The following is a 25,758-nucleotide window of genomic DNA, read 5'->3' on the forward strand; positions in this document are numbered from 1 at the left end:
ATGGTAGACATGCCACCAGTAGTAGAACTTGACACCAATATGGGTGCGATCGTTATCGAACTCAACGAAGAAAAAGCACCAAAAACCGTAGAAAACTTTTTGAACTACGTAAAATCTGGTCAGTATGACGGTACGATTTTCCATCGCATTATTGATGGTTTCATGATTCAAGGCGGCGGAATGGACGCTGAGATGAATGAAAAACCAACCAACGCGCCTATCGAAAATGAAGCGGACAATGGTTTGAAAAACGACAAAGGTACTATCGCAATGGCGCGTACCCAAGATCCACATTCAGCAACTAGCCAATTCTTCATCAACGTAAAAGACAATGATTTCCTAAACCACTCTGGCAAAAACATGCAAGGTTGGGGTTACACGGTGTTTGGTAAAGTCACCAGCGGTATGGATGTAATCGAAAAAATGAAAGGCGTACCAACTGGTCGTTTCGGCATGCATGCTGATGTGCCAAAAGAGCCAGTTGTTATCAACTCAGCAACCATCATTACTCAGTAATAGTCATTCAATAGCAGCTAGTCAGTAATAGTTACTTAGCGATAGCTGTGAATGAGCGAGCATTTTCTAGTAGAACTTACTAAGTAATGCTCGCCATACGATAAGTCACGAGGATCAAGATAAATGCAACGTTTTAATCACTTAATCACGACCCGCCCTCATCAAGTGCGGCAAGTATTGATTAGCGATTTGCATTTATCGCCTCAGGAGCCTGCCTTAGTGCAGGCTTTTTTGGCGCTGCTCGATGACTGTCTTGCTCTGCCCGCGCTCAAACGCCTCTTTATATTGGGCGACTGGTTTGAGGTGTGGCTAGGTGATGATATGTATTTATCCCTATTAAAAGAAGAAAGGTTAGAGGACGAACAAATAACGCACTGGCTAACGCCGCTTATCGCCAAACTCAAGCAGCTACGTATCAATGGCTGTGAAATATTAGTCATGCATGGCAACCGTGATTTTTTGTTAGGACAGCCGTTTTGCAATCTGTTCGGTGGGGAGCTGATAAGCGAGCCGTATACTTTGACTGTTGGTCAACAGAGTTATCGTTTAGAGCACGGTGACGCACTCTGTACCGATGACAAGAAATATCAACTCTTTCGTAAAATTATGCGCAACCGCCTAACTCAGTGGTATCTGCTTAATAAGTCGTTAGAGAAACGCTTAGCCATCGCAGACAACATGCGCAAAAAAAGCCAGCAGAACAATGCTACTAAAGCGGCTTATATCATGGATGTGAATGATGAGGCCGTACGTCAGGCCATTACTGACAGCGATGCTTTATTGCACGGACATACGCATCGTCCAGATATTCATCAGGCGACTGCTGATAAAAAACGCTACGTGCTTGGTGATTGGCGCTTGCTAGATAAAGACACTCGCCAGCCGAAAGTAAGCGCTGTGATTGGTGCAGTGACAGATGACCAGCATTCAAATGACCGTTTGAATAGTAATAATTTAAGCAGTGATGATGCTGAGTTTGAGTTATATGAGTTTGAATGTCTTATTCGCTAAAATGCGTTTAATGGCGCTTTAAACTTAATGGCGTTTTAAACAACGCATCTAAACAATATTTCTTCGATATAAAAAGGGTCTGTTGATAGTTCAACAGACCCTTTTTACGTTTACTACAATCTTGAACTGCTTATCGCTCGCTATCTAATCCATCAATTTAAAGAAATGCTGACGATAATGCTTTAGCTCACGAATAGAGTCGCGAATATCATCCAATGCTAAATGACTGCCCCCTTTTTCAAAGTTCTTTAGAATGTCAGGACGCCAGCGGAAACACAGCTCTTTAATTGACGATACATCAAGGTTACGATAATGAAAGAAGCGCTCAAGCTCTGGCATTTGGCGCGCCATAAAGCGGCGATCTTGACAGATAGAGTTGCCGCACATTGGTGACTTGCCACTATCGACCCATTTACTCAGAAACTTGATGGTTTCAGCTTCCGCTTCCGCCAATGTCACCGTGCTACGACGCACACGGTCGACCAATCCTGACTGACCATGTTGCTTGGTATTCCAGTCATCCATCTTATTTAAGACTTGATCCGATACTTTGATCGCAAACACAGGCCCTTCAGCAAGCACATTCAAATCTTCGTCAGTCACGACAGTGGCAATCTCGATAATCTCATCGTTTAAGGTATCAAGTCCGGTCATTTCTAAATCAATCCACACCAGCCCTTTTTTGCCTTGATTTTTGATCTTAATCTTATTGGGATGGTCACCGGTAGCCATAAAATATCCTATCATTCATAATTTTGAAAAAACAACTTTAAAAAAAAACAACTTTAGAAAAACAATTGAAAAAACGTATTACACGTAGACACCCGTGCTCAGACAGTATTGCAACACGCTACTTGGTTTAGAAAACCTATAGAGTCGTACAATATTACAAAACCACTGTCTGCCGCAGACGCTTTAGGCTGTATGTTAGCAAATTTTCACGCTACACTTAGCAATATTTTTATAATAGGTCAAAACCCATGGCATTAATCCGGCAACGCAAACTGACCAAACAACAGATTCGTCGTATCGACAAGCAGCAATTGTTAAGTCAAGACAGCATCGATGACAGCTTGATGGATGGCGTGGTCATGGCGCACTATGGTAAACAACTAGAAGTACAGGTAACAAGTCTACCTGCAGTGATACCTGAGCAGCCAGAGATTGCGCCTGATGATCCAGAGCCATTTTGGCAAGCGCTTGCGCTCGGCGACATCTGGCGCTGCCATGTACGCACTAACTTGCCGATGCTAGCCGCTGGTGACCAAGTGCGCTGGAGTGCCGACTCCAACACAGGCTTTGGCCGTATCGAAGCCGTCAAACCGCGTACCTCATTGGTCTCTCGCCCTGACCGTTATCATAAGCTCAAACCTGTTGCCGCCAATGTTGATATTCTGGCCATCGTCTTTGCGCCATTGCCTGCCGCCGCTCCTACTTTGATCGATCGCTATCTGGTCGTCTGCCATCACGCGGGCGTCAAACCACTGCTCGTCCTCAACAAAGCCGATCTGTTGGCACAAGAAAACGGCGTCGATACGAGTGAATTATTGGCACAGTATGCCGCACTCGGTTATGAAAGTGTTCTGACTTCGGTCGATTGCCCTGAAAATATCGCCGAGAGTGACGAGCAAGAAGGTCTCGATGAGCTAAAACGCTACATAGACAAGAAGTTGGTCATTTTTGCAGGGCAGTCTGGTGTTGGCAAAAGCAGCCTTATTAACGCCCTACTTCCTGAGTCTGGTCAAAGCGTCAATATCATCTCGCAAAATTCCAAGCTTGGTCAACATACCACGACGACCAGTCGACTACTGCCATTTAATCCAGACGATCTGACCCAAGGCGGCATCGTTGATACACCAGGTATTCGTGAATATGGTATCTGGCATCTGACGCCTGACGATATCATCTCAGGCTTCGTTGAGCTGGCGCCATTGGCTGGCGATTGCCAGTTCCGTGACTGTCGCCACACCCATAACAGCAAAGGCTGTGCACTATGGGAAGCCGTGGCTGACGGTACCGTATTACAGCGCCGCGTTGAAAATCTCGTGACGCTACGAGAGGAAGCTGATACTAAGCTTTATTAAGCCCAATTAACGTCATTTCAAAGGCAAAATGACGGCTCAATTATTGACCGTGTCATCGCCCGTTTACTATAGATGACCTTATCGGTATAATAGCGCCTTGTTCAATATCATTGGGCTGGCTTCTCAGCTCAATAGAACACCTATTTTTTTGGAGGTATGGTTTGGATCGTGCGCTGGAATTTGTGGGCAACCACCCGTTTTTATTTGGTATATTAGCCGTACTTGCTATCCTGTTTTTTACCATTGAAAACAAACGTAGCGGTAGAAAAATATCGCCCAACACCCTTGGCATGATGGTCAACTCTCAAAACGCGCAGCTGATCGATATTCGCGCCAAGAAGAAGTTTGAATCAGGTTATATTCAAGGCAGCCGCAACATACCGTTCACTGACCTCAAAGAGCGCTTAGCAGAGATTCGTGCGATTGAGCAGCCAGTGATTATCATCTGCGACATGGGCGTACAAGCAGGCGCAGCCATTCAGATGATTGGTAAAGACAGTGTCTATCGCTTAGAGGGCGGTATTGGCGGCTGGCAAGGCGCTGGTATGCCATTGGTTGGTGTAAAAGACGCTAAATCAAAAAACAAAGCTAAGACCAAGCCTAGTTTAAGCAAATAGTAGATTGGCTAAAATATAGCTTCTGACTAAAGAAAGCATCCGATTAACGATAGCAAAATAAAAAGACACCTTAGCAATAGGTGTCTTTTTTTATATCCTGTTTATACTGCTACTGAGGGTTTTAAACTAAGACGGCTTGAATTTGTCATGCTCATCCCCACTTTAGTATGAGCAGAATCGAATACATTTGCCTTTACTCATTGATAACAGATTCTATCAATACTTAGACTATGATAATTTATCAGGCTATCTATAATAAGTTTGTTATCTCATAAATTTATAAATAAGGATTTACCATGACTGTATCTGTTAAAGTTTATACGACCCCTATCTGCCCATACTGCTCAAATGCAAAGCAGCTACTAAAAACCAAAGGCGTTGATTACGAAGAAATCAGCATGCATGACATGAGTAGTGAAGATCGTCAAGCGCTGATGAAAAAAACCAATAACTATCGCACTGTGCCACAAATTTTCGTTGGTGAAACCTTTGTCGGCGGCTTTGATGAGCTGAATCAAATGAACCAGCAAGGCAAACTTGACGAGCTATTAGCGGGTTAATCTGCTACCTTGCTTTACTGTCTGTTTTTATTTATGTAAAGATAGAATTTATGTAAAGATAGACAGTGGCAAGCTTGGAAACCGTAATAAAAAGTAAGGTTAAAAAAATATCGAGCTACACGCTTAGTTTATATTACAATGACTTTTTATTAATATGACCGTTTGCCCCATTATTTGATTTAATTTTAGAGGATTTATCATGGCTGAAGAACAAGCACAACCACAATTGGCACTAGAGCGTATCTATGTAAAAGATATGTCACTTGAAGTACCAGGCGCAAGCGTATTCACCAAAGAGTGGAACCCAGAGCTTGATATCAATTTGTCTAGCAATGCTGAAAAATTAGATGACGATCATTACCAAATCGTCCTAACCGTTAGCGTCACGGCAAAAAATGCTGAAGAAGCGGCATTTATCGCTGAAGTACATCAAGCAGGTATCTTCTTGTTAAAAGACATCCCAGAAGATCAAATCGGTCAAATCTTGGGTGCATACTGCCCTAACGTGCTGTTCCCATATGCCCGTGAAGTCATCAGCGACATCGTGACGCGTGGTAGCTTCCCGCAGCTATTGCTTGCACCTGTGAACTTTGACCAAGCTTATGCACAAAGCCAGCAGCAAGCACAAGTTGATGCTCAAGGTAATGCTTAAGCGCTAACCAAAAATATATGAGCTCTACGAGTCGTATATTTGATAAAAGGCCGTTTACTTATAATGAGTAAGCGGTTTTTTTGTGGGTGATTTTCAATCATGAGTCAGCAATATGCTGAATGCTTTTTATAGAAGATAAAATTATCCAATATATAAATATTAGCCATAAAAAAGACCCTGCTATTAAACAGGGTCTTCAACGACCACATCGACTGGTTAAATTAATTAGCTAAAATCGAACATTAGCCTTTTAACGCAGACAAAATCTGCTGCTTAACCTCTTCGATATCTTGCGTGCCATCAAACTTATCGTAGTTTGGTGAATCTGCGCCTTGGGCGGCTTTTTCTTGATAAAAACCAACCAATGCAGATGTTTGCTCATGGTAAGTCGACAGACGGTCGCGAATGGTCGCTTCTTGATCGTCTTCACGCTGGATAAGCGCTTCGCCCGTTACGTCATCGATGCCCTCAACCTTTGGTGGGTTGTGCTGCACGTGATATACACGGCCTGAACCTGGATGTTGACGACGGCCAGACAGACGATTAACGATCTCATCATCAGGCACACTAATCTCTACCACGTGATCGATGGCAACATCAGCATCGGCAAGGGCTTGCGCTTGAGGAATCGTACGTGGAAAACCATCAAAGATACACCCGTTGGCACAATCAGGCTTTGCAATACGCTCTTTTACGAGATTGATAATGAGGTCATCAGAAACCAGACCACCAGCATTCATGATATCTTTGGCTTTTTTGCCAAGCTCGCTGCCTTCTTTGATAGCAGCACGTAGCATATCACCCGTCGATATCTGCGGAATATCATATTCCTGAGAAATAAACTGGGCTTGAGTACCTTTACCGGCGCCTGGTGGACCTAGCAAAATAATACGCATCATTACACGACTCTCCTGAATTCAATGGGATTTTGGGATTACTACAACTTAGGGATTAATTGATTGCCAAGACACCTTACCTTGTGACCTGACAAACCTCAAGTTTTTTTCTAATTAGGGTCATGAGTTGCCATGACTTATCTTTCCATATAACACTGTTAAGCCTTTTGTGGTCAACAGCATTTATATGAAAAATACTCACAATAACCAACCCTAATACTAGGGGATTTGTTGATCGATTTCTACATTGGCCTGATTTTGGTCGGCACGAATCACAACAGGATTACCTGATAAGTCTCCTGACTCTGCGATAGCTGTGCCGCTGTGACTAATACGCGCAATAACAGCCAACTCAACCTTATCAGAACGGGCTGATCTTAGCGTACGCTCTGGCATCATCGCATCAATATCGCTTAGGCTAATAGTAGCCTCGCCCTGCTTAATCGCACTAATTGGCAAACGCTTGGCAGCAAATGGCGGGCCACCATTCACATCACGAATCGCCACAAACAACACGTCATCGGCTTTGACCAATGGCAGTAGGCTTGAGTTGATCTTAACGGTCACCTCAATGCCCTCAGACGCTTGCTGCTGCTGCATAGTCACATTGGCACTGAGCTCATCTAGACTCGATAATGCTTGCGTATGGTCGCCTGGTTTGGCTGAGATACTGTCACGCAAGCGCTTGATCCAACCTTGTGCTTGATCAAAGTTATTTGCTCGCGCCTCACCCATTGCCATGAGCATTTGCGCGCCTTCATGCTCAGGATTTGTGGCCAATACAGTTTCTAGCACTCGGCGACTATTTTCGTCTAGCTGACCCTTATTAGCAAAGAAATTAATCTGCGCGTAAGTAATCGCAATCTCTTCATTATCAGGTGACAAACGATAAGCACGTGATAAGGCCTCTAGTGCTGAATCGGTCGCCTCTAATGATAAGAACAACTCTGATAGGCGCATCCAACGATTGTAATCGTACGCATGGCGATAGACGTTGGTCTGCATGGCACTAATCAGCTGATTGCCATCTTCAATCGCCCAAGCAGGTGGCTGGTCAATCTTGCCAGTTAATAAGTCATCCGCCACTTGACCTACTTTGTCTTCGCTTGCCCAAAGCTCGAATACAGGCGTGCGATCTCCGACCATCAAGTACGCCATGGCAGACAGCACAGGTACCCAAAAGACAATGATCAATCGGCTTTTGATACCAGGGATCACCATCGGTGTCACTTCACGCTGGGCATCCAAAAGCTGACGTTCAAGCTCAAGCTTTTGGTTTTGATAGTGATGTTCATCAATGATACCACTGTCTTTATCTGTTTTCAGCTCTGCTAAGCGCTCACGAAATACGGCAACGTTGATACCTAATAGCTGATTGTCCAAAGGCTTACTATGCGTACGCGGTGCTCTCAACCATGGTTTGATAGCTATAACAGCAAGCAATAAGGCGGTCAGTAGGCTCAGCGCAATAAATAAGCCAACCGTAGAAAATATGGTCATTTTTTGCCCCCAAGGCTTGTAATATCGTGAACGTCTTTATTATCAGCACGTGACAATAAGCGCTCAAGCTCCGCTTTTTCGGCAACAGATAGCGCCTCAGCGGTATTATCTGCTGTCATGCCGCTTGCACCACTGGCAACAAGCTGACGTCGTTTACTTTGCCAAAACCAACCTACTAACAAGATGATGAGCAATAATGGTGGGAAAAACCATAAGATCCACGTTGAAGGACGCACTGGTGGCTTATAGCTGATAAAGTCGCCATAACGTTCCTGCATATAGGCGCGAATCTCACCATCGCTACGACCATCTTTGACCAAATCGTAGGTTTTTTGCTTTAAGTCTTGGGCAATTGGGGCGTCAGAGCCTGCAAGGTTTTGGTTCTGGCATTTTGGACAGCGCAGCTCTTCGATAAGACCACGATACTGGGCTTCTTGCTGAACAGAATCAAAATCATAGACATCAATAGCAGCAAAACTGGCCATACTGAATAGACAAGCGATAAGCAAGCTTGCTAACTTTATCGTAACGGATTTCATGTGACAGGCTATCATTGACACGCCTCCTCAACCTGACTTGGCTCTAAACTGACGCCATTATTATTGGCGTCATTAAGCACCATCAAGCAAGGCGCAATACGGCTTTGCCAGTTGCTCTCATTGACCTCACCGATAATATGCTGACGAATAATCCCTTCGCCATCGACGACAAAAGTCTCAGGCGCGCCTGTCAGTCCCAAATCTAAAGCAAACTGCCCTGATAAATCCTGAATAGACATCGAAAACGGGTCGCCGCCTTTATTCAAATATCCTAAGGCATCCCCAATATCATCTTTATAGTTGACACCTACCAAATTGACACCGCGCTCCTCCAATTTCATTAAGAAAGGATGCTCGATGATGCAAGTAGGACACCATGATCCCCAGATATTCATCAAGAACGGCTCATCAGGCAGGTTATCATTGGTCATGATACGACTGGTATCTGACAATAGCGGCAACTCAAAAGCCGGTACTGGGCGCTCAAGCGCCGTATTGGTCACGATATCGGTCGGTTTGCCCAAGCGCATATACAGCATGGCAACCAGACCAATAAAAATCACCAGCGGAATCAAAAAACCTAATTTAAGCGACTTTTTGCGTTTGGTATTCTTATTGCTTTGCTGAGTCTGTTTATCAGGTGCATTGTTTGAGGTCGTCATATTACTGATCCCCTGTCTTGATAGCTTGCGATTCCAAATCTGCCACCGTAGCAAAGCCTGATTTTTTGGCGGCGATTTGCGCAGGTGTTCTGGTTTTCTTAATACGATAACGATTGTCTAGCATACTGAGCAATGCACCAAACGCCATAATAAGCGCACCTAGCCATATCCAGCGAATGAGCGGTTTGACATAGATACGAAATGCCCATTCGTTGCTGTCCTCAGCAATTGGCTCACCAAGTGCGACATACACATCACGCATAAGACTGGCATCAATCGCCGCCTCGGTCATTGGCATCATACTGATAATATAGTTACGTTTTTCAGGATGTAGCGTCGTCACCGTTTGACCGTTTTTACTGACCGTAACCTCGGCTTGCGTGGCGTCAAAGTTACTGCCTTTTACTTCGCTAAAACCTTTTACGGTAAAGTCATAACCTTGGACATTGACACTATCATTTGGTCCAAGCGCCACGTCACGCTCAATACTGAGCGTACTGGTAAATGCCACCCCAATAACTGCAACGATGACCCCAATATGGGCGATTTGTTGACCCCAATAGCTCAAACGCAGCTGACGTAATCCGTTTAATCGACTCGGTGCATTTTTGGTTTTATCTTTAAAATCGATCACCATCCATAATAGCACCCAGAAACTCACTGCCAACGTGACGCCAATATTTAGCATCGCTGATGGACTCGTAAAATAGGCAATAATCGCCGCCAACACCAGACTGCTCACAGCGATAACCATGCCAGCACCCAATAGTGGACGGCTGTCTTGTTTCCAGCGAATATTAGAGCCCATACCCATCGCCACGAGCAAAAGCCACGTTAAGGGTACAAATAGCGCGTTGAAATAGGGAGGGCCAACAGATACCTGTCCTAAATTGAAAGAATCGGCAATAATAGGATATAGCGTGCCAAGCAACACCACCAAAGTCGAAATCAAAATAATGACGTTATTGATCACCAAGAATGATTCGCGTGAGATCAGTCGATATTGACTCTCAACCGTCAAGCGCCAACCACGCACTGCAAACATCAGCAGACCACCGCCGATAATCACGCCAAGAATAGCTAGAATAACAAGACCACGCGTCGGGTCAGCAGCAAATGAATGGACTGAAGTGATCACCCCTGAACGTACAAGGAATGTGCCTAGCAAACTAAGTGCAAAGGCAAAGATCGCTAGCATGATCGTCCATGCTTTGAACACACCGCGTTTTTCAGTGACCGCAAGCGAATGTAGCAATGCCGTACCTGCCAGCCATGGCATCAGTGAGGCGTTCTCTACTGGATCCCAAAACCACCAGCCGCCCCAGCCAAGCTCATAATAAGCCCACCAAGAGCCAAGTGCGATACCAACCGTTAAAAAACCCCAAGCCGCCAGCGCCCACGGACGCGACCAGCGTGTCCACACCGCATCCAAACGCCCTTCCCACAACGCTGCCATGCAAAAAGCAAATGGCACGACCATACCCACATAACCCATGTAGAGCATCGGCGGATGAATAATCAAACCAAAATCTTGCAAGACAGGGTTTAGATCCGCGCCATCAACTGGCAAATTGGGCAAGGTACGATCAAATGGCGATGAGGTAAAGATCAGCATCGCTAGCATCATCATCTGCACGCCTGCCAATATCACAAGGACACGCGCACGCATGGACAGCGGTAATCCGCGGCTAAAATAAGACACCAGCGCACACCAAGTGGCCATAATGGTCATCCACAGTAGCAATGACCCTTCATGCCCGCCCCACGTTGCAGACAGCTTGTAATACCAAGGCAGCAACGTATTGGAGTGCTGAGTGACGTAGACAAGGCTAAAGTCGTTGTAATAAAAGCCTGCCATCAGTGCAGCAAATGATGTGACCATGGCCGCAAATTGCGCCCATGCAAGACTTGGTGCTAGACGTTGCCAAGCGACGTGATCGCGCATGACACCAATGGTTGGTAGTACCACCTGCAAAATCGCCAGTATAAAAGCGGCCAGCAAGGCAAAATAACCCAATTCTGTGATTAACATACGGTCTAACCTTGTTTACCTTGGATACCACTAAGGGTTCACCGATGGCATTGTAAGCCACTGGCAAACGCTAAATAGTCCTTTATGCGGTCATAGTTTACGGTTAAAAACTGAGGTTTCAATAGCTATAGAAGCACCTAAAACCCGCTACTATCATTGTGACGTATCAATCTGAATGGTTGATACAAAATGCTTAATTGTGGTTTATTTTATATTCTTTTATTTGTGCAAACTTTATTAGATATTGTTGCTTGTTACCATTTAAAAATACTTATCACTGTTTTATTACTCAAGATATCAGTATTACTGCATCGAAGGAAAGAACACCAGCACAAGATGCAGCCACCCTGCCAAAAACCCAGTCAGACCACCCAGGATAATCAGCGTCATCTCATCCTCACGAAAAGCAGGACGCAGCAAATTCTGAAACTCACTGGGCGTCAGCGCCCTTATTCTATCGCGAAACAGACCGAAAATCTTACTGGCGCGACTCTCATTTAGCTCAGGATCTCGCAGTGGCACCATAGTCGCCACAATCGATTTGTCAATAATAGTGTTTTTCAGCTGTCCATAATCGCGGCGACCCAGCCCCACACGCAATGTCGTACTAATAACTGGTGACTCAAGCACCGTATATAGATGCGACTTCATCAGCTCACGAGTTTGCGCTGAGCGATCACCATACATCATCTCGTTCATGATGTTCTCAAGGGTAACCAAGTCTTTTACCACTATCTCAGCAAAAACTTCAGACACTTCCTCTTGGCGCTTCATAAAGCCACCTTGCAGACGATACCTTGCGATATGAGGCATCACCGGCTTAATAAAAGGAAAGCGACCCTGTACCGCAAAAAGCTTCAAATACGGGATAAAATGCGGCTCTACTGGGTTAAATACCATCCAAATGGCAATCCAATTGGTCAGGAACCCCCAAATCGCGGCAAAGAACGGTACAGTCCAGTGCTGCGGCACCACCAAAAATATAAACATCTGGATAATACCAAATACCAAGCCAATCAAAGCACTGATGTGCCAGATAAAATTGATCTCTTTTTGCCCAACCTTCAAGAACATATTGACCATCAGACGACGATCGTTCTCCATCGTATTGACGATCATCTTGCGCATATCGACCAGATCTTCGACATGATAAGTCAAATCTGTCACCAGCGACTGCATGATACTAGGCAGCTCTTTATGGGCTTGGGCATAGACACGGCGCTTTAGGGCATAAGGCAAGTTGCCCCACAGTGCTGGCGAATGATCCAGCATAATCTCATCAATCAATGGCTCAAGGTTTTTGTCCACCGTATCAGTGACAAATAACGCCATTTGCTCCGGTTCCATCGCTTTGAAAAACTCATCCAGCGAACCGAGCTTTGACAATGTCTGATCAACGATAACCCCTGATATTTTGCCTGCCTTGCGTGGGACGATACCTTGCCAACCGATACCTGGCAACCCAAAAAATGGAAAGTTTGGAATACGAATACCCCAAAACTTAATGGGATAAAACAGCATCTTGAGCGCCATCCATACATGCACCCACGTAACAAATGCCGTCACTGGTGGAATAGTTAGCATGGCAAAAAACTCTGGGTGCTCAGTTATCGTCTGCCACAATGAATTTATGTCCATGACTTTTCTAGTTCCTGACAGGTTGATTGTCGTTGCTAATATGGTCGCGACTGATAACAAGCCGCTAGCAAAATTGAAACGTCCCAAAAAGACGCTCTGTCTCTAACCACTACTATAAAACACTACTATAAAATAAATCGCCTGATTTTAGCATACTTGCCATTTTTTAGCACATGGACACCCTTGGCAAGTTGTGACTAAAGATAACATCTTTTAAATCCTATATTGAGCAATAAATATACTGAGATAGCGCATCGCTTATGCAATATATGACCACAACAAAATAAGCATCTGAGTACTGCGCCTTCTCATTTGTTCTGTTATAATTTGTAGTCAAACGATAGACACCATCTACGTACAAATCAATGCGCGTTGATTTTAGATCATATAGCGCTATGTGATTGAAATCCTTTGTATTATCCTTTAGACTCACCGCACTTTAGTTAACTAACCTGCCCTTTTACCTCTTTATTACTGACTCACTGACCGATTGGGCTCTGATTTTCTATGAATAAACCGCTAACTCCCAATACCGAACAGGTCAACAGTACCTTTACCAACCGTATTATTATCTTTGGAATTTTAATATTGCTGGGTTTGGGTGGTTTGATAACCCGTTATGGTTATTTGCAAGTCTATGCCCATGATAAGTACACCACGCAGGCAGACAATAACCGCATTAAACTGATATCTGCACCGCCTAGCCGCGGTTATATTTATGATCGTAACGGGATAATTTTGGCGGATAACCAGCCAGTCTTTACTGCGATGTTGAGTCCTGACGAGATTGACAACCCTGAGCGCACCTTAAACTTGTTAGCTCCTATCTTTGATCTGACAGAAGAAGACATCACAGATATTTTGGCGCGCTTGAGCAAAAACAAAAACGACCCTGTGACCATCAAAATCGACTTAACAGAGGCACAGCTGGCTCAGTTTAGTGAGCGTAAGCCGTTCTTTCGCGGTGTTTCTATCCAAAGTAAGCTGACGCGTGATTATCCTTATGATGAGCTATTTGCTCATGTGATCGGTTACGTTGGTCGTATTAACGATAAAGAGTCTAAGCGTATTGATAAGGACCGCTATGCAGGTACTGATCTGATCGGTAAGATTGGTATTGAAGACTATTACGAAGATATTTTGCTTGGGCAACCAGGCTATCAGTCGGTAGAAACAGATGCTCATGGCAACGTTTTGCGTCAATTGGACACCAAACCGCCTACCTCTGGTAACGATATCACGTTGAGCTTAGATTATGGGCTGCAAAAAATCGCCCAACAACAACTAGATGGACGCCGCGGTGCTATCGTCGCAATAGATCCCAAAAATGGCGATGTGCTGGCATTTGTCAGTAACCCAAGCTATGACCCAAATCCTTTCATATCAGGTATCTCTTTCAAAGACTATGATGCGCTGCGGGAAGACCTTGATCAGCCGCTATATAATCGTGCGCTCCAAGGGACCTATCCACCTGGCTCGACCATCAAACCATTTGAGGGTTTAGGCGGTATTCACTACGGCTTGCGAGATTGGAACAGTACTATTTATGATCCTGGCTATTTTAGCTTGCCAGGAGACAGCCATCGTTTCCGTGATTGGAAGCGCGGGGGTCATGGTACGGTTGATTTAAAGAAATCTATCCAAATGTCGGTTGATACTTACTATTATAAACTGGCCTATGAGATGGGTATTCAGCGTCTACACGACTGGATGGTGCGCTTTGGTTTTGGGGACAAGACAGGCATTGATCTCCCTAATGAAAAATCAGGCATTATGCCATCACCGAAATGGAAAAAAGACACGTATGATAAAGACTGGCTACCGGGTGAAACCATCTCTGTCAGTATTGGACAAGGCTATTTCTTGGCAACGCCACTACAGATTGCCAACGCCACAGCCATGACCGCAAATAAAGGAAATCATATTACCCCGCATTTGCTAAAAAGCAGCGACGGCGCGGCAGAGGTAAAAGTGATCACCAAACCAGATGGCAAAATTGAATACAACGGTCAGCCTTCTGACTGGCTACGTATGCATGCTGCGATGGAAAGCGTGGTAGAAAACGGCACAGGTCGCGGCATCTATACCCCGCGTTATCGTATCGCTGGCAAAACCGGCACCGCACAGGTCAAGTCTATTGCTCAAGGCAAACGCTATGATAAATCGGCAATCGATAAGCGTCATTGGGATCATGCGTGGTTCAATGGCTTTGCGCCCGTAGAAGATCCACAGATTGCACTTGCCGTATTGGTCGAAAACGGTGGCGGTGGTAGTACGACTGCCGCGCCTATTGGCCGTGCTCTATTTGACTACTGGATGCTACAACGCAAAACTGATCCGATATTGCCGCCGTCCGCTGATGAGCTAAAAATCATCAAGCGCCAAAAGGCTTTTGAAAAAGCCATGAAAGACGCATTGCGTGAAAAAGAGGCAAAGGCGTTAGCAGAACAGGAAGCAGCAGAAGCAGAGGCGCAAACAGCAGCAGCCACCTCTGAATAGCGACATTTTGATAGACATCTCTAACCATTACCCGCCATGTCTAATAAGTAGAGATGCCTCAAAAAAAAGATAATAAAAGAGACTCTAGCATGAAAAAACCCACGAGCGGGCGCACAGCAAAAAAGAACCCTAAAGCAAAAAGTGCCGCAGCCGGTGATGTGCGTATCATTGGTGGGCAGTTCAAGCGCCGTATTGTCAGCTTTATCGATGCAGATGGCTTACGCCCAACGCCCGACCGCCTGCGAGAGACATTATTTAACTGGTTATTGGCCGATATTCACGGTGCACGCGTACTCGATAGCTGTGCAGGCAGTGGCGTATTAGGGTTTGAGGCGTTGTCCCGCGGCGCAGCTCACACCACTTTTATTGAAGTTAATACGGCACAAAGCAACATGCTACGTCAAAGTGCTGAGCAATTACGCCTTGATACCGCAGCTTACACGGTTATCACTGGCACGGCTGAGCAAGTACTGAGTCAACACCAGCCGATTGAGCACCCGTTTGATATCGTATTCATCGATCCCCCTTATGCTCAGGATCTATGGCAGCCTATTTTGACCACGCTCATCACACATGATTTGATCGATACGAAAACGCTTATTTATTTAGAAGCGGATAAAGATTTAACACCTCAGCTTGAGCAACTAGAAGAGCAGCTTAATGAAAATCGCGACGCCCAACTAGAGACAATTCAGCAAACGATATGCTTTGAATGCTTGAAACAAACCAAAGTTGGACAAGTTGTCGCTGGACTTTATCGGCTGTCACCGTCATAATTACACCCTAATTGCTAAGCGCATCATTGGTAATTATCTTTTAAGCAATATCTAGTAAACCCTTCAATACCTGTAAAAATGTTTAAAACCGCTTAAAAACTGGCCAAACGCTGCAGTTTAATGTACAAAGGCGAAAATAAACCCCAATGCAGCTTGCAAGCGTAGGCGCTACTGCTTATAATGTGCAGTCTGTTTTTTGAGAGCCCCGTTCCCAGCTAAACTCTCAACGAATTCTAATTTTAAGGTTTTATCATGAAAACACTTAGTGCAAAACCAGCTGAAGTGACCCATGACTGGTATGTCGTAGATGCTGACGGCAAAACCCTTGGTCGCTTAGCCACTCAAATCGCAACTCGCTTACGTGGCAAGCACAAGCCTTCTTATACTCCGCACGTAGATACTGGTGACTTCATTGTTGTCATCAACGCAGAAAAAATCGCGGTAACGGGTAAGAAAGCGCAAGACAAAAAGTACTATCGTCACAGTGGCTACCCAGGTGGTATTAAAGAAACCAACTTCACAAAGCTGATTGCACATAAGCCTGAAGATGTTCTACACAAAGCAGTTAAGGGTATGCTTCCAAAGGGCCCTCTTGGCTATGCGATGATCAAGAAGCTGAAACTATATGCGGGTACTGAACATCCACATACTGCACAGCAACCTAAAGAACTAGACATCTAAGGATATACTTATGGAACGCAATTACGGAACTGGTCGCCGCAAGACGTCTACTGCTCGTGTCTTTTTATCAAAAGGTACTGGTAGCATTGTTGTTAACGGTAAGCCACTAGACGAATACTTCAGCCGTGAAACTTCACGCATGGTTGTTCGTCAGCCATTAGAACTACTAGACTCTGCTAACCAATATGACTTATATGTCACTGTTGCAGGCGGTGGTATCAGTGGCCAAGCTGGCGCAATCCGCCACGGCATCACACGTGCATTGATCGAAGCTGACGAAACTTTGAAGCCTGCCCTAAAAGCAGCTGGTTTTGTTACTCGTGATTCACGTCAAGTTGAACGTAAGAAACTGGGTCTACGTAAAGCACGTAAACGTCCACAGTTCTCAAAACGTTAATCAAAGCCCGCTCTTATCTTTTTGTTTGCTACTGTTGTCTTTTTCTCGGAGCGATGGTAGCAAACTCAAATAAGAGAAGCGTTTTGCAAAGCCTTATAAGCTGGTCACAGCTTATAAGGCTTTTTTATGCCTGCTGATTGGCCTATAGGTAGTGTGGCTATAGTAGAACCTCAATAAAATTGATACAGCATAGGAAACGCGCTCGATTAAACGCTACTTTTCTTGCTTGCTGTGACTGCGTCTCCAGAGGCTGCGAAAAATAGCGTTTAATCTTGCTATACCATTTTTATAATGGTTTCACTATATCTCTCATTGCAATAGCTATCGATATACGTACTTTATATTAGCACTGCAAATTAAGAACCTTATAAACATTCTCACTTGCAAAGCATTTGAGCCTACCCCATCATATCAATAACTTTTCATCATTAGCTGCAATGTGATACACGGTGCGGCAGAAGGATATTATGAAAGCGCCAGAACAATACGATCCCAGCAAACCATCAAATAATAATAGCGTACCGCCTAGCATGAAAAAGTCGGCTAATTCGCCTGCTATACCTGCTGGTACCCCAACGATTACGCAGAACCATAAACGTACCGCGCAAGCAGAAAACAAGCCCTTTCAATGGCAGTTTTTATTGCCAAAGTATTGGGGTATTTGGTTGTTGTTTTTGGTGATGTTACCCCTGATATATTTGCCACTGCGTTGGCAGTTTTGGCTAGGTCGTAAGCTCGGCATATTGATTTATAAAGCTGCAGGCTCACGTAGGCGTGACACTCTGATTAATCTAAAGCTGGCGTTTCCAGAAAAGCCAGAAGCTGAGCGTGAATTGATGGCAAAGCAAGTCTTTGTCAATCAAGGTATTGGGGTGTTTGAAACCCTATGTGCTTGGTTCCGTCCAAATATTTTCACCAGAACGGTATCTATTTCGGGATTACAGCACATCGTTAATGCGCAAAACGAGCAGCGTCCAGTTATTTTGTTAGGTGCGCATTACACGATGCTCGATTTGGGCGGCTTACTGTGTGCGCAGTTCTTCCCTGTCGATTGTATGTACCGTACGCAAAATAACCCTTTACTGGACTGGTTTATTTATAATGGTCGTACCAATATATTCGGTAAGCAAATCTCCAGCCGCGATATGCGAAGCCTAGTCACCTCTATCAAAGCGGGGCATGTGATTTGGTATTCCCCCGATCAGGACTATGGTCTAAAACAAGGGGTCATGGCGCCATTTTTTGGGGTGCCGGCAGCAACGATTACCGCATCACGCCGTATGGCAAAATTAGGCAGCAAAACGCATCCACCCGCCGTGATGGCGCTACATACTTATCGGCAAACCCCAGATAATCTACCACGTGGTAAGCGACCTCATTATCACTTGACCATCACCCCAGAGCTTGACAACTATCCAAGTCGTGATGAAGTCGCTGATGCCACGCGAGTCAATGAAATACTAGAGAGTCTCATTCGTATCGACCCTACTCAGTGGATGTGGTTCCATCGCCGCTTTAAGCATGGGCCAAATGGTCGTACGGATATCTATAAGTAGGCCTTTATTTTCAAAAGGTCTGATAAAATTTGCTATACTTTGTGACTGCTATTTTGCACTTTTAGTCACGCATTATAATAATTTGACAAACAAAACAACGGATTTTTCATGAGCGACAATCACAGTTCTGGACAAGCAGCCCCACATAAACGCATTTTGACAGGAATCAAACCGACGGGCATTCCGCACCTTGGTAACTACGTTGGTGCAATTCGTCCTGCCATCCAGTCTATTCAAAACAGCGATAGCGACGCTTTTTTCTTCTTAGCGGATTATCACAGTATTATTGGTTGCCATGATCCTGCGATCATTCACGAGTCAACCAAAGCCATTGCCGCGACATGGCTCGCCTGTGGTCTCGATCCTGAGCGCGTGACTTTTTATCGTCAGTCAGATGTGCCTGAAATTCTAGAATTGTCATGGATTTTGAGCTCCTCATGTGCCAAAGGCCTCATGAACCGCGCTCATGCTTACAAAGCAGCGGTCGATGCCAATATGGAAAAAGAAGACGTTGATGCTGATCAAGGGATTAACATGGGTTTGTTTGGCTACCCTGTATTGATGGCCGCTGATATTTTGATGTTTAATGCCACGCATGTGCCTGTTGGCCGCGACCAAATCCAGCACATTGAAATGGCGCGTGATATAGCAGGTACATTTAATCATCGTTACAAGCCATTGTTCACTGAGCCTGAGGCCCTGGTCGACGACAATACGCCGCTACTCACAGGTCTCGATGGTCGCAAAATGAGCAAAAGCTATAACAACGTGATTCCGTTGTTTGGCGAGTTTAATAGCCAAGCCGATCCTGAAAAAATGATGCGTAAGGCCATCATGCGTATTGTGACCAACTCACAATTGCCAGAAGAGCCAAAAGATCCTGACGCGTCAGCAATTTTTGAGATTTATAAAGCGTTTGCTACGCCTGAAGAAATTGCTAATTTGCGTGCGCAGTATGAATCAGGTATTGGCTGGGGAGACGCCAAAGAGCAGTTGTTCCAACAAATCAATAACGAGATCGCCCCTTTCCGCGCGCGCTATCAAGAATTGATGGCAAATCCAAAAGAGCTGGAAGAAATCTTGCAAATGGGCGCAGATAAAGCCCGTCGTCATAGCCGTAAGCAGCTGGATAAAGCCCGCCGTGCCATTGGTATTCGCCCACTAGCGAAGCTTAAATAAATGACTTCTGATCGTTTATAATGCCGACATTTAATCCAAGCCATTTTTTATCTTACTGCCAGTCTTTATACAAAGCTGACAGTACGTATGATTCTAAGCAAGTAGACAGACTCAATCGTCACCGCCATGTAGAACCAGATTCTGCTGAATTTTTGGCCAATATTGCTACGATAACCAAGCCAAATACAGTATTAGAGATCGGTACTTCAACGGGTTTTTCGACGTTATGGCTGGCTTATGGTCTACGTCATCAGGCTCAATATGACTTTATATCGTTAGACATCGATAAAAGCCGCAGTGAAGCTGCTCACCAGCATCTGCAAAATACGGGGCTATCTGACTCTGTCAGATTAATCGTACAAGACGCCTTTATTTTTTTAAATAGCAATGAAGATGTCTTTGACTTGGTATTTTTGGATGCAGAGCGGCAATTCTATATCGATTATATCCGAGGTCTGCATAACGCATTGGACGTCGGTAGTGTACTTATTGTCGATAATGTCATCTCTCATCGCGATGAGGTGAGCGAGTTCTTGGCAGAATTCACCAACGATTCTCGTTATATTTGTCATACGTTAGATGTTGGTGCTGGACTATTTATGGCAGTGCGCCAGGAACATTAAGTATTATGGATACATCCAACACGACTGCTCTACGCATCTATCAGACGCCAGTACAGCATCTACCAGACGATCTTTATGTTCCGCCACAAGCGTTTGCGATTTGGTTAGAACAATTTGCAGGTCCTTTGGATTTTTTATTATATTTGGTCAAAAAGAACAATGTTGATTTGACCCAAATGCCTATCTTACCCATCACTGAGCAGTATCTTGCCTATATCAGTGAGTTAGATACTGAGCATTTTGAATTGGCAGGTGATTATCTGCTAATGGCGTCGACGCTGATTGCTATTAAAACCGAATTACTATTGCCTACCCCTGACACGCCTACCGATGAGCGCGATCCAAAAGCCGAGCTGATTGAACGCCTAGAAGAGTACGCACAAATCAAAGCCGCCAGTCAGCGCTTAGATGATTTGGTACGCTTAGAGCGTGATGTTTTTTTAGCGATGGTCAGTATGCCCAGTCAAGACGTTATGAATGCTGAGCTGCCTAGCTACTCGCCTACTCTGCTGATCGATAGCTTGTTTAAAATGCAGCTACAGCCAGACTATCAAATGCATACCATCAAAATTGATGCCGTACCACTTTCTGATCGTATCGCTAGTATTAGCCGGCAGCTCAGCACTGAAGGAGCGCGCTCCTTTTATGAGCTATTAGACAAAGCACAAGGTAAAATAGGCGTGGTCGTGAGCTTTGTGGCCGTGCTTGAACTGATTAAGCGACAACTTATCGGTGTGGTACATACACACTATAGTGATGGCTCAAATACGCTGACTGACGGTGATGTCGACTCATCCGATACGGATCACCAATCACAAAAACTCACCTTACAGTGGTTGGCCTAACCAGCATCAGGTTAGCCGCCAAACCTACTATTGATCCCATGATATTAAAACAAGAGCACATTTTAGATGGTAGATATTGACGACTCAAAGCAGCCTAGTGAAGCCGAAACTACAGACACCGCTACAGCTGCCTCTATTGGGGCAAATCAGGCGTCTCTTGAAGAGGTGAGCAAGCACATTGAAGTTCTCTTACATGCTTCAGAAGCGCCGCTGACAGCACAGGCGTTAAGAAAATATTTGTCATTGTCTAGCAAAGCATTGAAGCAAGCCTTAGATGTGCTAGAGCGACGGTTAGAGACTGGTGTGCTGAACCTACATGAGACAGCTAGCGGCTACCGACTACAAATTTCCGATGATTATAGCGGATTGATTCAGCAGACTTTCCCGCAGCGTCAAGAGCGTTTGAGCCAAGCGTTGCTTGAGACGTTAAGCATTATTGCGTATAAGCAACCTGTGACACGGAGTGATATCGAGCAAGTGCGCGGTGTGACGTTATCAAGCAATATACTACGCCAGCTATTTGATAAGGGGTGGATCATTGAAAAAGGCTTTAAGGAGACCTTAGGCCGCCCAGCGCTCCTTCACACCACCGCACAATTTTTGGATGCATTTGGGCTGAGTCATTTAGATGAGCTGCCACCAATGCCAGATATGGACTCCATACGAGCTATGTCTTAATTTTTCTGCTGACCAAACTATCATTACGCTCATAAAAAAGGACAGATCATATAAGATCTGTCCTTTTTATTTGGCTATTACTCTTAGGGGTTGTCACCCTTAGAGGCTTTCAACCTTAGATAAATAGCAAAGCATCATAATCTGCTTCATCAGTTAGCTCGTTCTTATTGATTGATAATATCAACACCTTTTGGTGGAGTAAACTTAAACTGACTGCTGCCGATACTTGGATTCATTTTGATACCACTAAACTTAATAGAAGTCGTTTGACCTAGCGTATCATTCAATACCATCATCACAGGTTTGCCGCCACTAAAGCTCATGGATAGGCTCTTAAAGCTGGCATTGTCAGATTTTGGGTACAACACATAGTAGTTCTTATTGCTGTACGGCTGAGTGATTTTGAAGTTTTGATCAATCTTACTTGGATCACCTGACAACAATAGCGCTGGCGTATTACCGACTTGACTGTCGACGTTCTGCTTAGTCGCTTGCTCCAAATCTTTGTCATAGATCCACATAGAGTTACCATTGGCAACGATCAATTGCTCTGAGGGCGATTTGGTTTCCCAGCGGAAGTTATTGGGACGTTGGACACTCATAGAGCCTGTAAACGTACCACTGCTCGCGCCTTTAGTCGTTTGACTGAAATTAGCCGTCATACTCTTGGTATTGGTCAGCAATTTGTTCAAACGTTTAGCAGCTGTTAGGTTACCAGCAGGAGCTGCTGTGGCTGTTTGAGTCAATGCCATCATTGGCGCTGCTACGCCGAGTGACGTCATCAAAACACCTGCTAAAGCACCACTCATCATCTTCTGTTTGGTTGATTTTTTCGTAGATAAGTTCATCATAAATCCTCTCTAAAAAAGCATAATCGCTTTAAAGTTGTTGCTAAAAATAAAATGTTCTATTGAAATTTTTGTTTTCTATAAATACTGCTTTTACCGAGCTAAAACTGGTAACCATCAGCAATGGCAACAGTGTGCCAGTTTTTTTATTACGCGCCTAGTCATGATTTGCAATCTTTACTACGGCTGCCATACACGCTTGTAACCAATGCAGTTACACGGTAAAAGTTTGCATTTATCATGATAAATTATTAACACTGTGCTCATAAAGAGCCAGTGAGCTAAGTGTGACGAGTATTTATGCTATATAAAATTGCTGACCAAACTGCTAACAAAAGCCAATATTAATTGATAAGGTCTTATAAACGCAAAAAGCCCCTACTACCATCAGGCAGTAAGGGCTTTTTTAATTATCCAATCGTTTTATTCAAAGAATAAAATGACCTAAATAGATAATTATGCGTTTTCAACCGTCACATAACGACGATTAAATTTACCTTTGGTCTCAAACTTTACAACACCATCATTTAGTGCAAATAAAGTATGGTCACGACCCATGCCAACGCCTTCGCCTGCGTGGAATTCTGTACCACGTTGACGAACGATGATGTTACCAGCTGTGATAGCTTGGCCACCAAAGATTTTTACGCCTAGCATTTTTGGGTTTGAATCACGACCGTTACGGCTTGAACCGGCAGCTTTTTTATGTGCCATGAGAAAATCTCCTTGTTAATGTGACTTATCGCTTATGCGACAACTCTTAAGCATTTAGTGCGCTATTTAGCAAACATTGCTAAACGGGTAATTAGGCATTAATGGCTTTGATTTTTAACAAGGTGTACCATTGGCGGTGACCTTGCTCTTTGTGATAATGCTTACGACGGTTGTGCTTGATGATACGGATTTTTTCGCCGCGACCATGCTCAACAACTTCAACTTCTACGCTAGCGCCATCAACGACAGGCTGACCGATTTTCACGTCATCGCCGTCAACAACCATCAACACGTCTTCAAATTTGATTGTTTCGCCTTTTTCTGCTTTTAGCAATTCAACTTTAAGCAATTCATCGACGACTACACGGTGCTGCTTACCACCAGTTTTAATTACTGCGTACATTGTATGACTCCGTTTAACCCGTGTGCCGTGGCTGATGTTATACCAACGCTTTTACGACGAACACGACAGGGAAAAATTAAAGGCAAGATTTTACGGCTTTTTGCTTATAAAAGCAAGCCGCGCCTCTTGTTTTTGCAAGGTGGTTACACGAAATCACCATCATCTGCATTGTTATATACGCTACAAATTATTAGACCGTCGTAGACGACGATACTGATAAAAGCAGCATAACAATGGTTATAAATGATGGCTTGAACCTAACGGGGGCTATTATAACTTATATAATCAGTTACTTACAGCCTTTTATCTATCATTTATGTGACGACAAAACCTCGTGATAAGTTAACATTCTTACCATCAAATTATTGAACGCTTTCATCAGTTTGCCCTGCCTTCTATGCATGATAATAGGCGCACAAGCGACCTCTGAGCCACCCTTATGGTGTACTTTAACCAACAATTTTCAAAGGCAGCTATGTTATGATAAGCAAAACCATACCTTACCTATAGATAGATAAAGTCAAGGTTATACCAACTCTCTTTACTCTTATTAATATGACTATTTATTATGACTAGTACCTCTTTAAATAATACCGTGCCTGCCTCTCAATCGACGCCTAGCTATGCAGATATTCAAAGTATTGTAGCCAATGATTTTGAGGTAATGGACAAGCAAGTATTTGGTAGTCTCAACTCAAAAGTACAGCTCGTCATGAGCGTCTCTCAGCATGTAATCAATGCCGGTGGTAAGCGTATGCGCCCGCTGATTACGCTATTGTGTGCCCGTATGTTTGACGACAATCCATCAGAAAAAGCGATGCACCTAGCAGCCATTACTGAGATGCTACATACTGCAACCTTAGTGCATGACGATGTGATCGATGAATCAGGACAGCGCCGCGGTAAACCGACGGCAAACGCCACATGGGACAATGCCACTGCCGTATTGGTCGGTGACTATCTCATAGCCCGTGCTTTTAATCTTTTGGTTGGTTTTCAGAGCTTGCCATTGTTGCAAGTCTTCTCTGATGGTACTTGTGATATTGCTGAAGGCGAAGTATTGCAGCTACAACATCAGCACAATCCTGCCGCAACAGAAGACGACTACTTGCGCATCATCGATGGCAAAACCTCTCGCCTATTTATGATGGCAACTCAAGGCGCGGCTATTTTGCAAGACAAAACTGAGTATATGGCTGCGCTAGGCGACTTTGGGCAGCACTTTGGTAATGCGTTTCAAATTATCGATGATATCCTTGATTATAGTGGCGACAGCGACGTAATGGGCAAAAACCTAGGCGATGATCTTGCAGAAGGTAAACCTACTCTGCCAACTATCAAAGCACTCGAACTACTAAAAGACAGTGACAACGAAGGTTATGAGCAGCTACGAATCGCTGTGCAAACGGGTAAAACACCAAATGCTGAGCAACTGATTGAGTTAGTACGTAGCTCAGGCTCATTAGATTATTGCAAGCAACGCGCGTTGGAAGAAACCAAAATGGCGCAACAAGCCCTCAGCACACTGCCTGACAATCGCTATCGTACAGGTTTGTATCAATTGACTGAGCTTGCTAGCGCACGATTGGTATAATTAAATATGAGTCGTCTATGTTATCGACTAATTAAGACAATCGGCTAATTAAAACAACCAGCTGATTAAGACGACTCATTTTTTAGCAGTGCTTTTAGCAATCAATGAACAGCAATCCCATAACTTAAAAGCGCCACTCTTCAAAAACCTATTCTCTTCAAAACCAACGTACCAGTTAAATAGTTACCTTTCTTTAAGTTTTATAAATCTTTGCAGTACTATAATCATGTAAACCCCACTCTCAACTTGAAATAAGCA

General features: G+C 44.3%; 26 protein-coding genes. 16 read left to right on the forward strand and 10 right to left on the reverse strand.

Translation table 11 applies throughout. The features are described from left to right. The gene (locus AS194_RS12970; RefSeq protein ID WP_058025915.1) at window positions 1-516 is read left to right on the forward strand and encodes a peptidylprolyl isomerase; all 516 of its coding nucleotides are present in this window, start codon (window positions 1-3) and stop codon (window positions 514-516) included. Between the two features lie 123 nt (window positions 517-639). Continuing rightward, the gene (locus AS194_RS12975) at window positions 640-1,527 is read left to right on the forward strand and encodes a UDP-2,3-diacylglucosamine diphosphatase (RefSeq protein WP_058025916.1); all 888 of its coding nucleotides are present in this window, start codon (window positions 640-642) and stop codon (window positions 1,525-1,527) included. A gap of 144 nt (window positions 1,528-1,671) precedes the next feature. Here the strand turns inward: AS194_RS12975 and orn are convergent, their stop codons facing one another. Next, window positions 1,672-2,259 carry an oligoribonuclease gene (gene orn, locus AS194_RS12980; protein ID WP_058025917.1) on the reverse strand — a complete coding sequence of 196 codons (588 nt, stop codon included), beginning with the start codon at window positions 2,257-2,259 and terminating at the stop codon, window positions 1,672-1,674. 248 nt (window positions 2,260-2,507) lie between these two features. Here orn and rsgA point away from each other — a divergent pair, with 248 nt between their 5' ends. From rsgA to secB, 4 genes are all read left to right on the forward strand, one after another. After that, entirely contained in the window at window positions 2,508-3,611 is a 1,104-nt protein-coding gene (gene rsgA, locus AS194_RS12985; protein ID WP_058025918.1) for a ribosome small subunit-dependent GTPase A, read from the forward strand. A 161-nt stretch (window positions 3,612-3,772) separates the two neighbouring features. Beyond that, window positions 3,773-4,228, forward strand: coding sequence for a rhodanese-like domain-containing protein (locus AS194_RS12990; protein ID WP_058025919.1), 456 nt, complete (start codon window positions 3,773-3,775; stop codon window positions 4,226-4,228). A 296-nt stretch (window positions 4,229-4,524) separates the two neighbouring features. Continuing rightward, window positions 4,525-4,788 carry a glutaredoxin 3 gene (gene grxC / locus AS194_RS12995; protein ID WP_058025920.1) on the forward strand — a complete coding sequence of 88 codons (264 nt, stop codon included), beginning with the start codon at window positions 4,525-4,527 and terminating at the stop codon, window positions 4,786-4,788. A 199-nt stretch (window positions 4,789-4,987) separates the two neighbouring features. After that, entirely contained in the window at window positions 4,988-5,440 is a 453-nt protein-coding gene (gene secB, locus AS194_RS13000; protein ID WP_058025921.1) for a protein-export chaperone SecB, read from the forward strand. A gap of 242 nt (window positions 5,441-5,682) precedes the next feature. Here the strand turns inward: secB and adk are convergent, their stop codons facing one another. The 6 genes from adk to AS194_RS13030 form a co-directional block, all read right to left on the reverse strand. Then, on the reverse strand, window positions 5,683-6,339 hold the full coding sequence (adk, locus tag AS194_RS13005) for an adenylate kinase (RefSeq protein WP_058025922.1): 657 nt from the start codon (window positions 6,337-6,339) through the stop codon (window positions 5,683-5,685). A gap of 216 nt (window positions 6,340-6,555) precedes the next feature. Further along, the gene (ccmI, locus tag AS194_RS13010) at window positions 6,556-7,836 is read right to left on the reverse strand and encodes a c-type cytochrome biogenesis protein CcmI (RefSeq protein ID WP_058025923.1); all 1,281 of its coding nucleotides are present in this window, start codon (window positions 7,834-7,836) and stop codon (window positions 6,556-6,558) included. Further along, on the reverse strand, window positions 7,833-8,321 hold the full coding sequence (locus AS194_RS13015; protein ID WP_379542903.1) for a cytochrome c-type biogenesis protein: 489 nt from the start codon (window positions 8,319-8,321) through the stop codon (window positions 7,833-7,835). The genes ccmI and AS194_RS13015 overlap by 4 nt, the downstream gene beginning before the upstream one ends. Window positions 8,322-8,386: 65 nt before the next feature. Continuing rightward, window positions 8,387-9,037 (reverse strand): DsbE family thiol:disulfide interchange protein, encoded by a 651-nt coding sequence (locus tag AS194_RS13020; protein WP_083499706.1) that lies wholly within the window; start codon window positions 9,035-9,037, stop codon window positions 8,387-8,389. A gap of 1 nt (window position 9,038) precedes the next feature. Then, window positions 9,039-11,069: a heme lyase CcmF/NrfE family subunit gene (locus AS194_RS13025; RefSeq protein ID WP_058025924.1), complete on the reverse strand. Its 2,031-nt coding sequence runs from the start codon at window positions 11,067-11,069 to the stop codon at window positions 9,039-9,041. 303 nt (window positions 11,070-11,372) lie between these two features. Further along, the gene (locus tag AS194_RS13030; RefSeq protein ID WP_058025925.1) at window positions 11,373-12,707 is read right to left on the reverse strand and encodes a hypothetical protein; all 1,335 of its coding nucleotides are present in this window, start codon (window positions 12,705-12,707) and stop codon (window positions 11,373-11,375) included. Between the two features lie 507 nt (window positions 12,708-13,214). Here AS194_RS13030 and mrdA point away from each other — a divergent pair. The 9 genes from mrdA to scpB all read left to right on the forward strand — a co-directional run bounded on the left by mrdA (window position 13,215) and on the right by scpB (window position 21,941). Then, window positions 13,215-15,206, forward strand: a complete 1,992-nt coding sequence (gene mrdA, locus AS194_RS13035) for a penicillin-binding protein 2 (protein ID WP_058025926.1) — start codon at window positions 13,215-13,217, stop codon at window positions 15,204-15,206. Window positions 15,207-15,295: 89 nt separating this feature from the next. Next, the gene (gene rsmD / locus AS194_RS13040; protein WP_058025927.1) at window positions 15,296-15,982 is read left to right on the forward strand and encodes a 16S rRNA (guanine(966)-N(2))-methyltransferase RsmD; all 687 of its coding nucleotides are present in this window, start codon (window positions 15,296-15,298) and stop codon (window positions 15,980-15,982) included. 252 nt (window positions 15,983-16,234) lie between these two features. Beyond that, window positions 16,235-16,663, forward strand: coding sequence for a 50S ribosomal protein L13 (gene rplM, locus AS194_RS13045; protein WP_058025928.1), 429 nt, complete (start codon window positions 16,235-16,237; stop codon window positions 16,661-16,663). Between the two features lie 10 nt (window positions 16,664-16,673). After that, window positions 16,674-17,060 (forward strand): 30S ribosomal protein S9, encoded by a 387-nt coding sequence (gene rpsI, locus AS194_RS13050; RefSeq protein ID WP_058025929.1) that lies wholly within the window; start codon window positions 16,674-16,676, stop codon window positions 17,058-17,060. A 467-nt stretch (window positions 17,061-17,527) separates the two neighbouring features. Next, the gene (locus tag AS194_RS13055; protein WP_058025930.1) at window positions 17,528-18,616 is read left to right on the forward strand and encodes a lipid A biosynthesis acyltransferase; all 1,089 of its coding nucleotides are present in this window, start codon (window positions 17,528-17,530) and stop codon (window positions 18,614-18,616) included. A gap of 108 nt (window positions 18,617-18,724) precedes the next feature. Next, entirely contained in the window at window positions 18,725-19,795 is a 1,071-nt protein-coding gene (locus tag AS194_RS13060; RefSeq protein ID WP_058025931.1) for a tryptophan--tRNA ligase, read from the forward strand. Window positions 19,796-19,815: 20 nt separating this feature from the next. Beyond that, on the forward strand, window positions 19,816-20,418 hold the full coding sequence (locus AS194_RS13065) for an O-methyltransferase (protein ID WP_058025932.1): 603 nt from the start codon (window positions 19,816-19,818) through the stop codon (window positions 20,416-20,418). Window positions 20,419-20,423: 5 nt separating this feature from the next. Next, window positions 20,424-21,263 carry a segregation and condensation protein A gene (locus tag AS194_RS13070; protein ID WP_058025933.1) on the forward strand — a complete coding sequence of 280 codons (840 nt, stop codon included), beginning with the start codon at window positions 20,424-20,426 and terminating at the stop codon, window positions 21,261-21,263. A 66-nt stretch (window positions 21,264-21,329) separates the two neighbouring features. Continuing rightward, window positions 21,330-21,941, forward strand: a complete 612-nt coding sequence (gene scpB, locus AS194_RS13075) for an SMC-Scp complex subunit ScpB (protein WP_058025934.1) — start codon at window positions 21,330-21,332, stop codon at window positions 21,939-21,941. Window positions 21,942-22,105: 164 nt separating this feature from the next. Here scpB and lolA read toward each other — a convergent pair whose 3' ends face one another. From lolA to rplU, 3 genes are all read right to left on the reverse strand, one after another. Beyond that, window positions 22,106-22,789: an outer membrane lipoprotein chaperone LolA gene (lolA, locus tag AS194_RS13080; RefSeq protein ID WP_058025935.1), complete on the reverse strand. Its 684-nt coding sequence runs from the start codon at window positions 22,787-22,789 to the stop codon at window positions 22,106-22,108. A 456-nt stretch (window positions 22,790-23,245) separates the two neighbouring features. Beyond that, the gene (rpmA, locus tag AS194_RS13085; RefSeq protein WP_058025936.1) at window positions 23,246-23,503 is read right to left on the reverse strand and encodes a 50S ribosomal protein L27; all 258 of its coding nucleotides are present in this window, start codon (window positions 23,501-23,503) and stop codon (window positions 23,246-23,248) included. A 91-nt stretch (window positions 23,504-23,594) separates the two neighbouring features. After that, window positions 23,595-23,906: a 50S ribosomal protein L21 gene (gene rplU, locus AS194_RS13090; RefSeq protein WP_058025937.1), complete on the reverse strand. Its 312-nt coding sequence runs from the start codon at window positions 23,904-23,906 to the stop codon at window positions 23,595-23,597. Between the two features lie 568 nt (window positions 23,907-24,474). On the opposite strand from rplU, the gene AS194_RS13095 reads away from it, so the two are divergent. Next, entirely contained in the window at window positions 24,475-25,500 is a 1,026-nt protein-coding gene (locus AS194_RS13095) for a polyprenyl synthetase family protein (RefSeq protein ID WP_058025938.1), read from the forward strand. Window positions 25,501-25,758: the final 258 nt, after the last annotated feature.

The organism is Psychrobacter piscatorii, from assembly GCF_001444505.1.
GTDB classification, from domain to species: domain Bacteria; phylum Pseudomonadota; class Gammaproteobacteria; order Pseudomonadales; family Moraxellaceae; genus Psychrobacter; species Psychrobacter piscatorii_B.

Coding starts and splice junctions, on each gene's coding strand:
- AS194_RS12970 (WP_058025915.1), top strand. CDS start 1: ATGGTAGACATGCCACCAGTAGTAGAACTTGACACCAATATGGGTGCG.
- AS194_RS12975 (WP_058025916.1), top strand. CDS start 640: ATGCAACGTTTTAATCACTTAATCACGACCCGCCCTCATCAAGTGCGG.
- orn (WP_058025917.1), bottom strand. CDS start 2,259: ATGGCTACCGGTGACCATCCCAATAAGATTAAGATCAAAAATCAAGGC.
- rsgA (WP_058025918.1), top strand. CDS start 2,508: ATGGCATTAATCCGGCAACGCAAACTGACCAAACAACAGATTCGTCGT.
- grxC (WP_058025920.1), top strand. CDS start 4,525: ATGACTGTATCTGTTAAAGTTTATACGACCCCTATCTGCCCATACTGC.
- secB (WP_058025921.1), top strand. CDS start 4,988: ATGGCTGAAGAACAAGCACAACCACAATTGGCACTAGAGCGTATCTAT.
- adk (WP_058025922.1), bottom strand. CDS start 6,339: ATGATGCGTATTATTTTGCTAGGTCCACCAGGCGCCGGTAAAGGTACT.
- ccmI (WP_058025923.1), bottom strand. CDS start 7,836: ATGACCATATTTTCTACGGTTGGCTTATTTATTGCGCTGAGCCTACTG.
- AS194_RS13015 (WP_379542903.1), bottom strand. CDS start 8,321: ATGGCCAGTTTTGCTGCTATTGATGTCTATGATTTTGATTCTGTTCAG.
- AS194_RS13020 (WP_083499706.1), bottom strand. CDS start 9,037: ATGACGACCTCAAACAATGCACCTGATAAACAGACTCAGCAAAGCAAT.
- AS194_RS13025 (WP_058025924.1), bottom strand. CDS start 11,069: ATGTTAATCACAGAATTGGGTTATTTTGCCTTGCTGGCCGCTTTTATA.
- AS194_RS13030 (WP_058025925.1), bottom strand. CDS start 12,707: ATGGACATAAATTCATTGTGGCAGACGATAACTGAGCACCCAGAGTTT.
- mrdA (WP_058025926.1), top strand. CDS start 13,215: ATGAATAAACCGCTAACTCCCAATACCGAACAGGTCAACAGTACCTTT.
- rsmD (WP_058025927.1), top strand. CDS start 15,296: ATGAAAAAACCCACGAGCGGGCGCACAGCAAAAAAGAACCCTAAAGCA.
- rplM (WP_058025928.1), top strand. CDS start 16,235: ATGAAAACACTTAGTGCAAAACCAGCTGAAGTGACCCATGACTGGTAT.
- rpsI (WP_058025929.1), top strand. CDS start 16,674: ATGGAACGCAATTACGGAACTGGTCGCCGCAAGACGTCTACTGCTCGT.
- AS194_RS13055 (WP_058025930.1), top strand. CDS start 17,528: ATGAAAGCGCCAGAACAATACGATCCCAGCAAACCATCAAATAATAAT.
- AS194_RS13060 (WP_058025931.1), top strand. CDS start 18,725: ATGAGCGACAATCACAGTTCTGGACAAGCAGCCCCACATAAACGCATT.
- AS194_RS13065 (WP_058025932.1), top strand. CDS start 19,816: ATGCCGACATTTAATCCAAGCCATTTTTTATCTTACTGCCAGTCTTTA.
- AS194_RS13070 (WP_058025933.1), top strand. CDS start 20,424: ATGGATACATCCAACACGACTGCTCTACGCATCTATCAGACGCCAGTA.
- scpB (WP_058025934.1), top strand. CDS start 21,330: ATGGTAGATATTGACGACTCAAAGCAGCCTAGTGAAGCCGAAACTACA.
- lolA (WP_058025935.1), bottom strand. CDS start 22,789: ATGAACTTATCTACGAAAAAATCAACCAAACAGAAGATGATGAGTGGT.
- rpmA (WP_058025936.1), bottom strand. CDS start 23,503: ATGGCACATAAAAAAGCTGCCGGTTCAAGCCGTAACGGTCGTGATTCA.
- rplU (WP_058025937.1), bottom strand. CDS start 23,906: ATGTACGCAGTAATTAAAACTGGTGGTAAGCAGCACCGTGTAGTCGTC.
- AS194_RS13095 (WP_058025938.1), top strand. CDS start 24,475: ATGACTAGTACCTCTTTAAATAATACCGTGCCTGCCTCTCAATCGACG.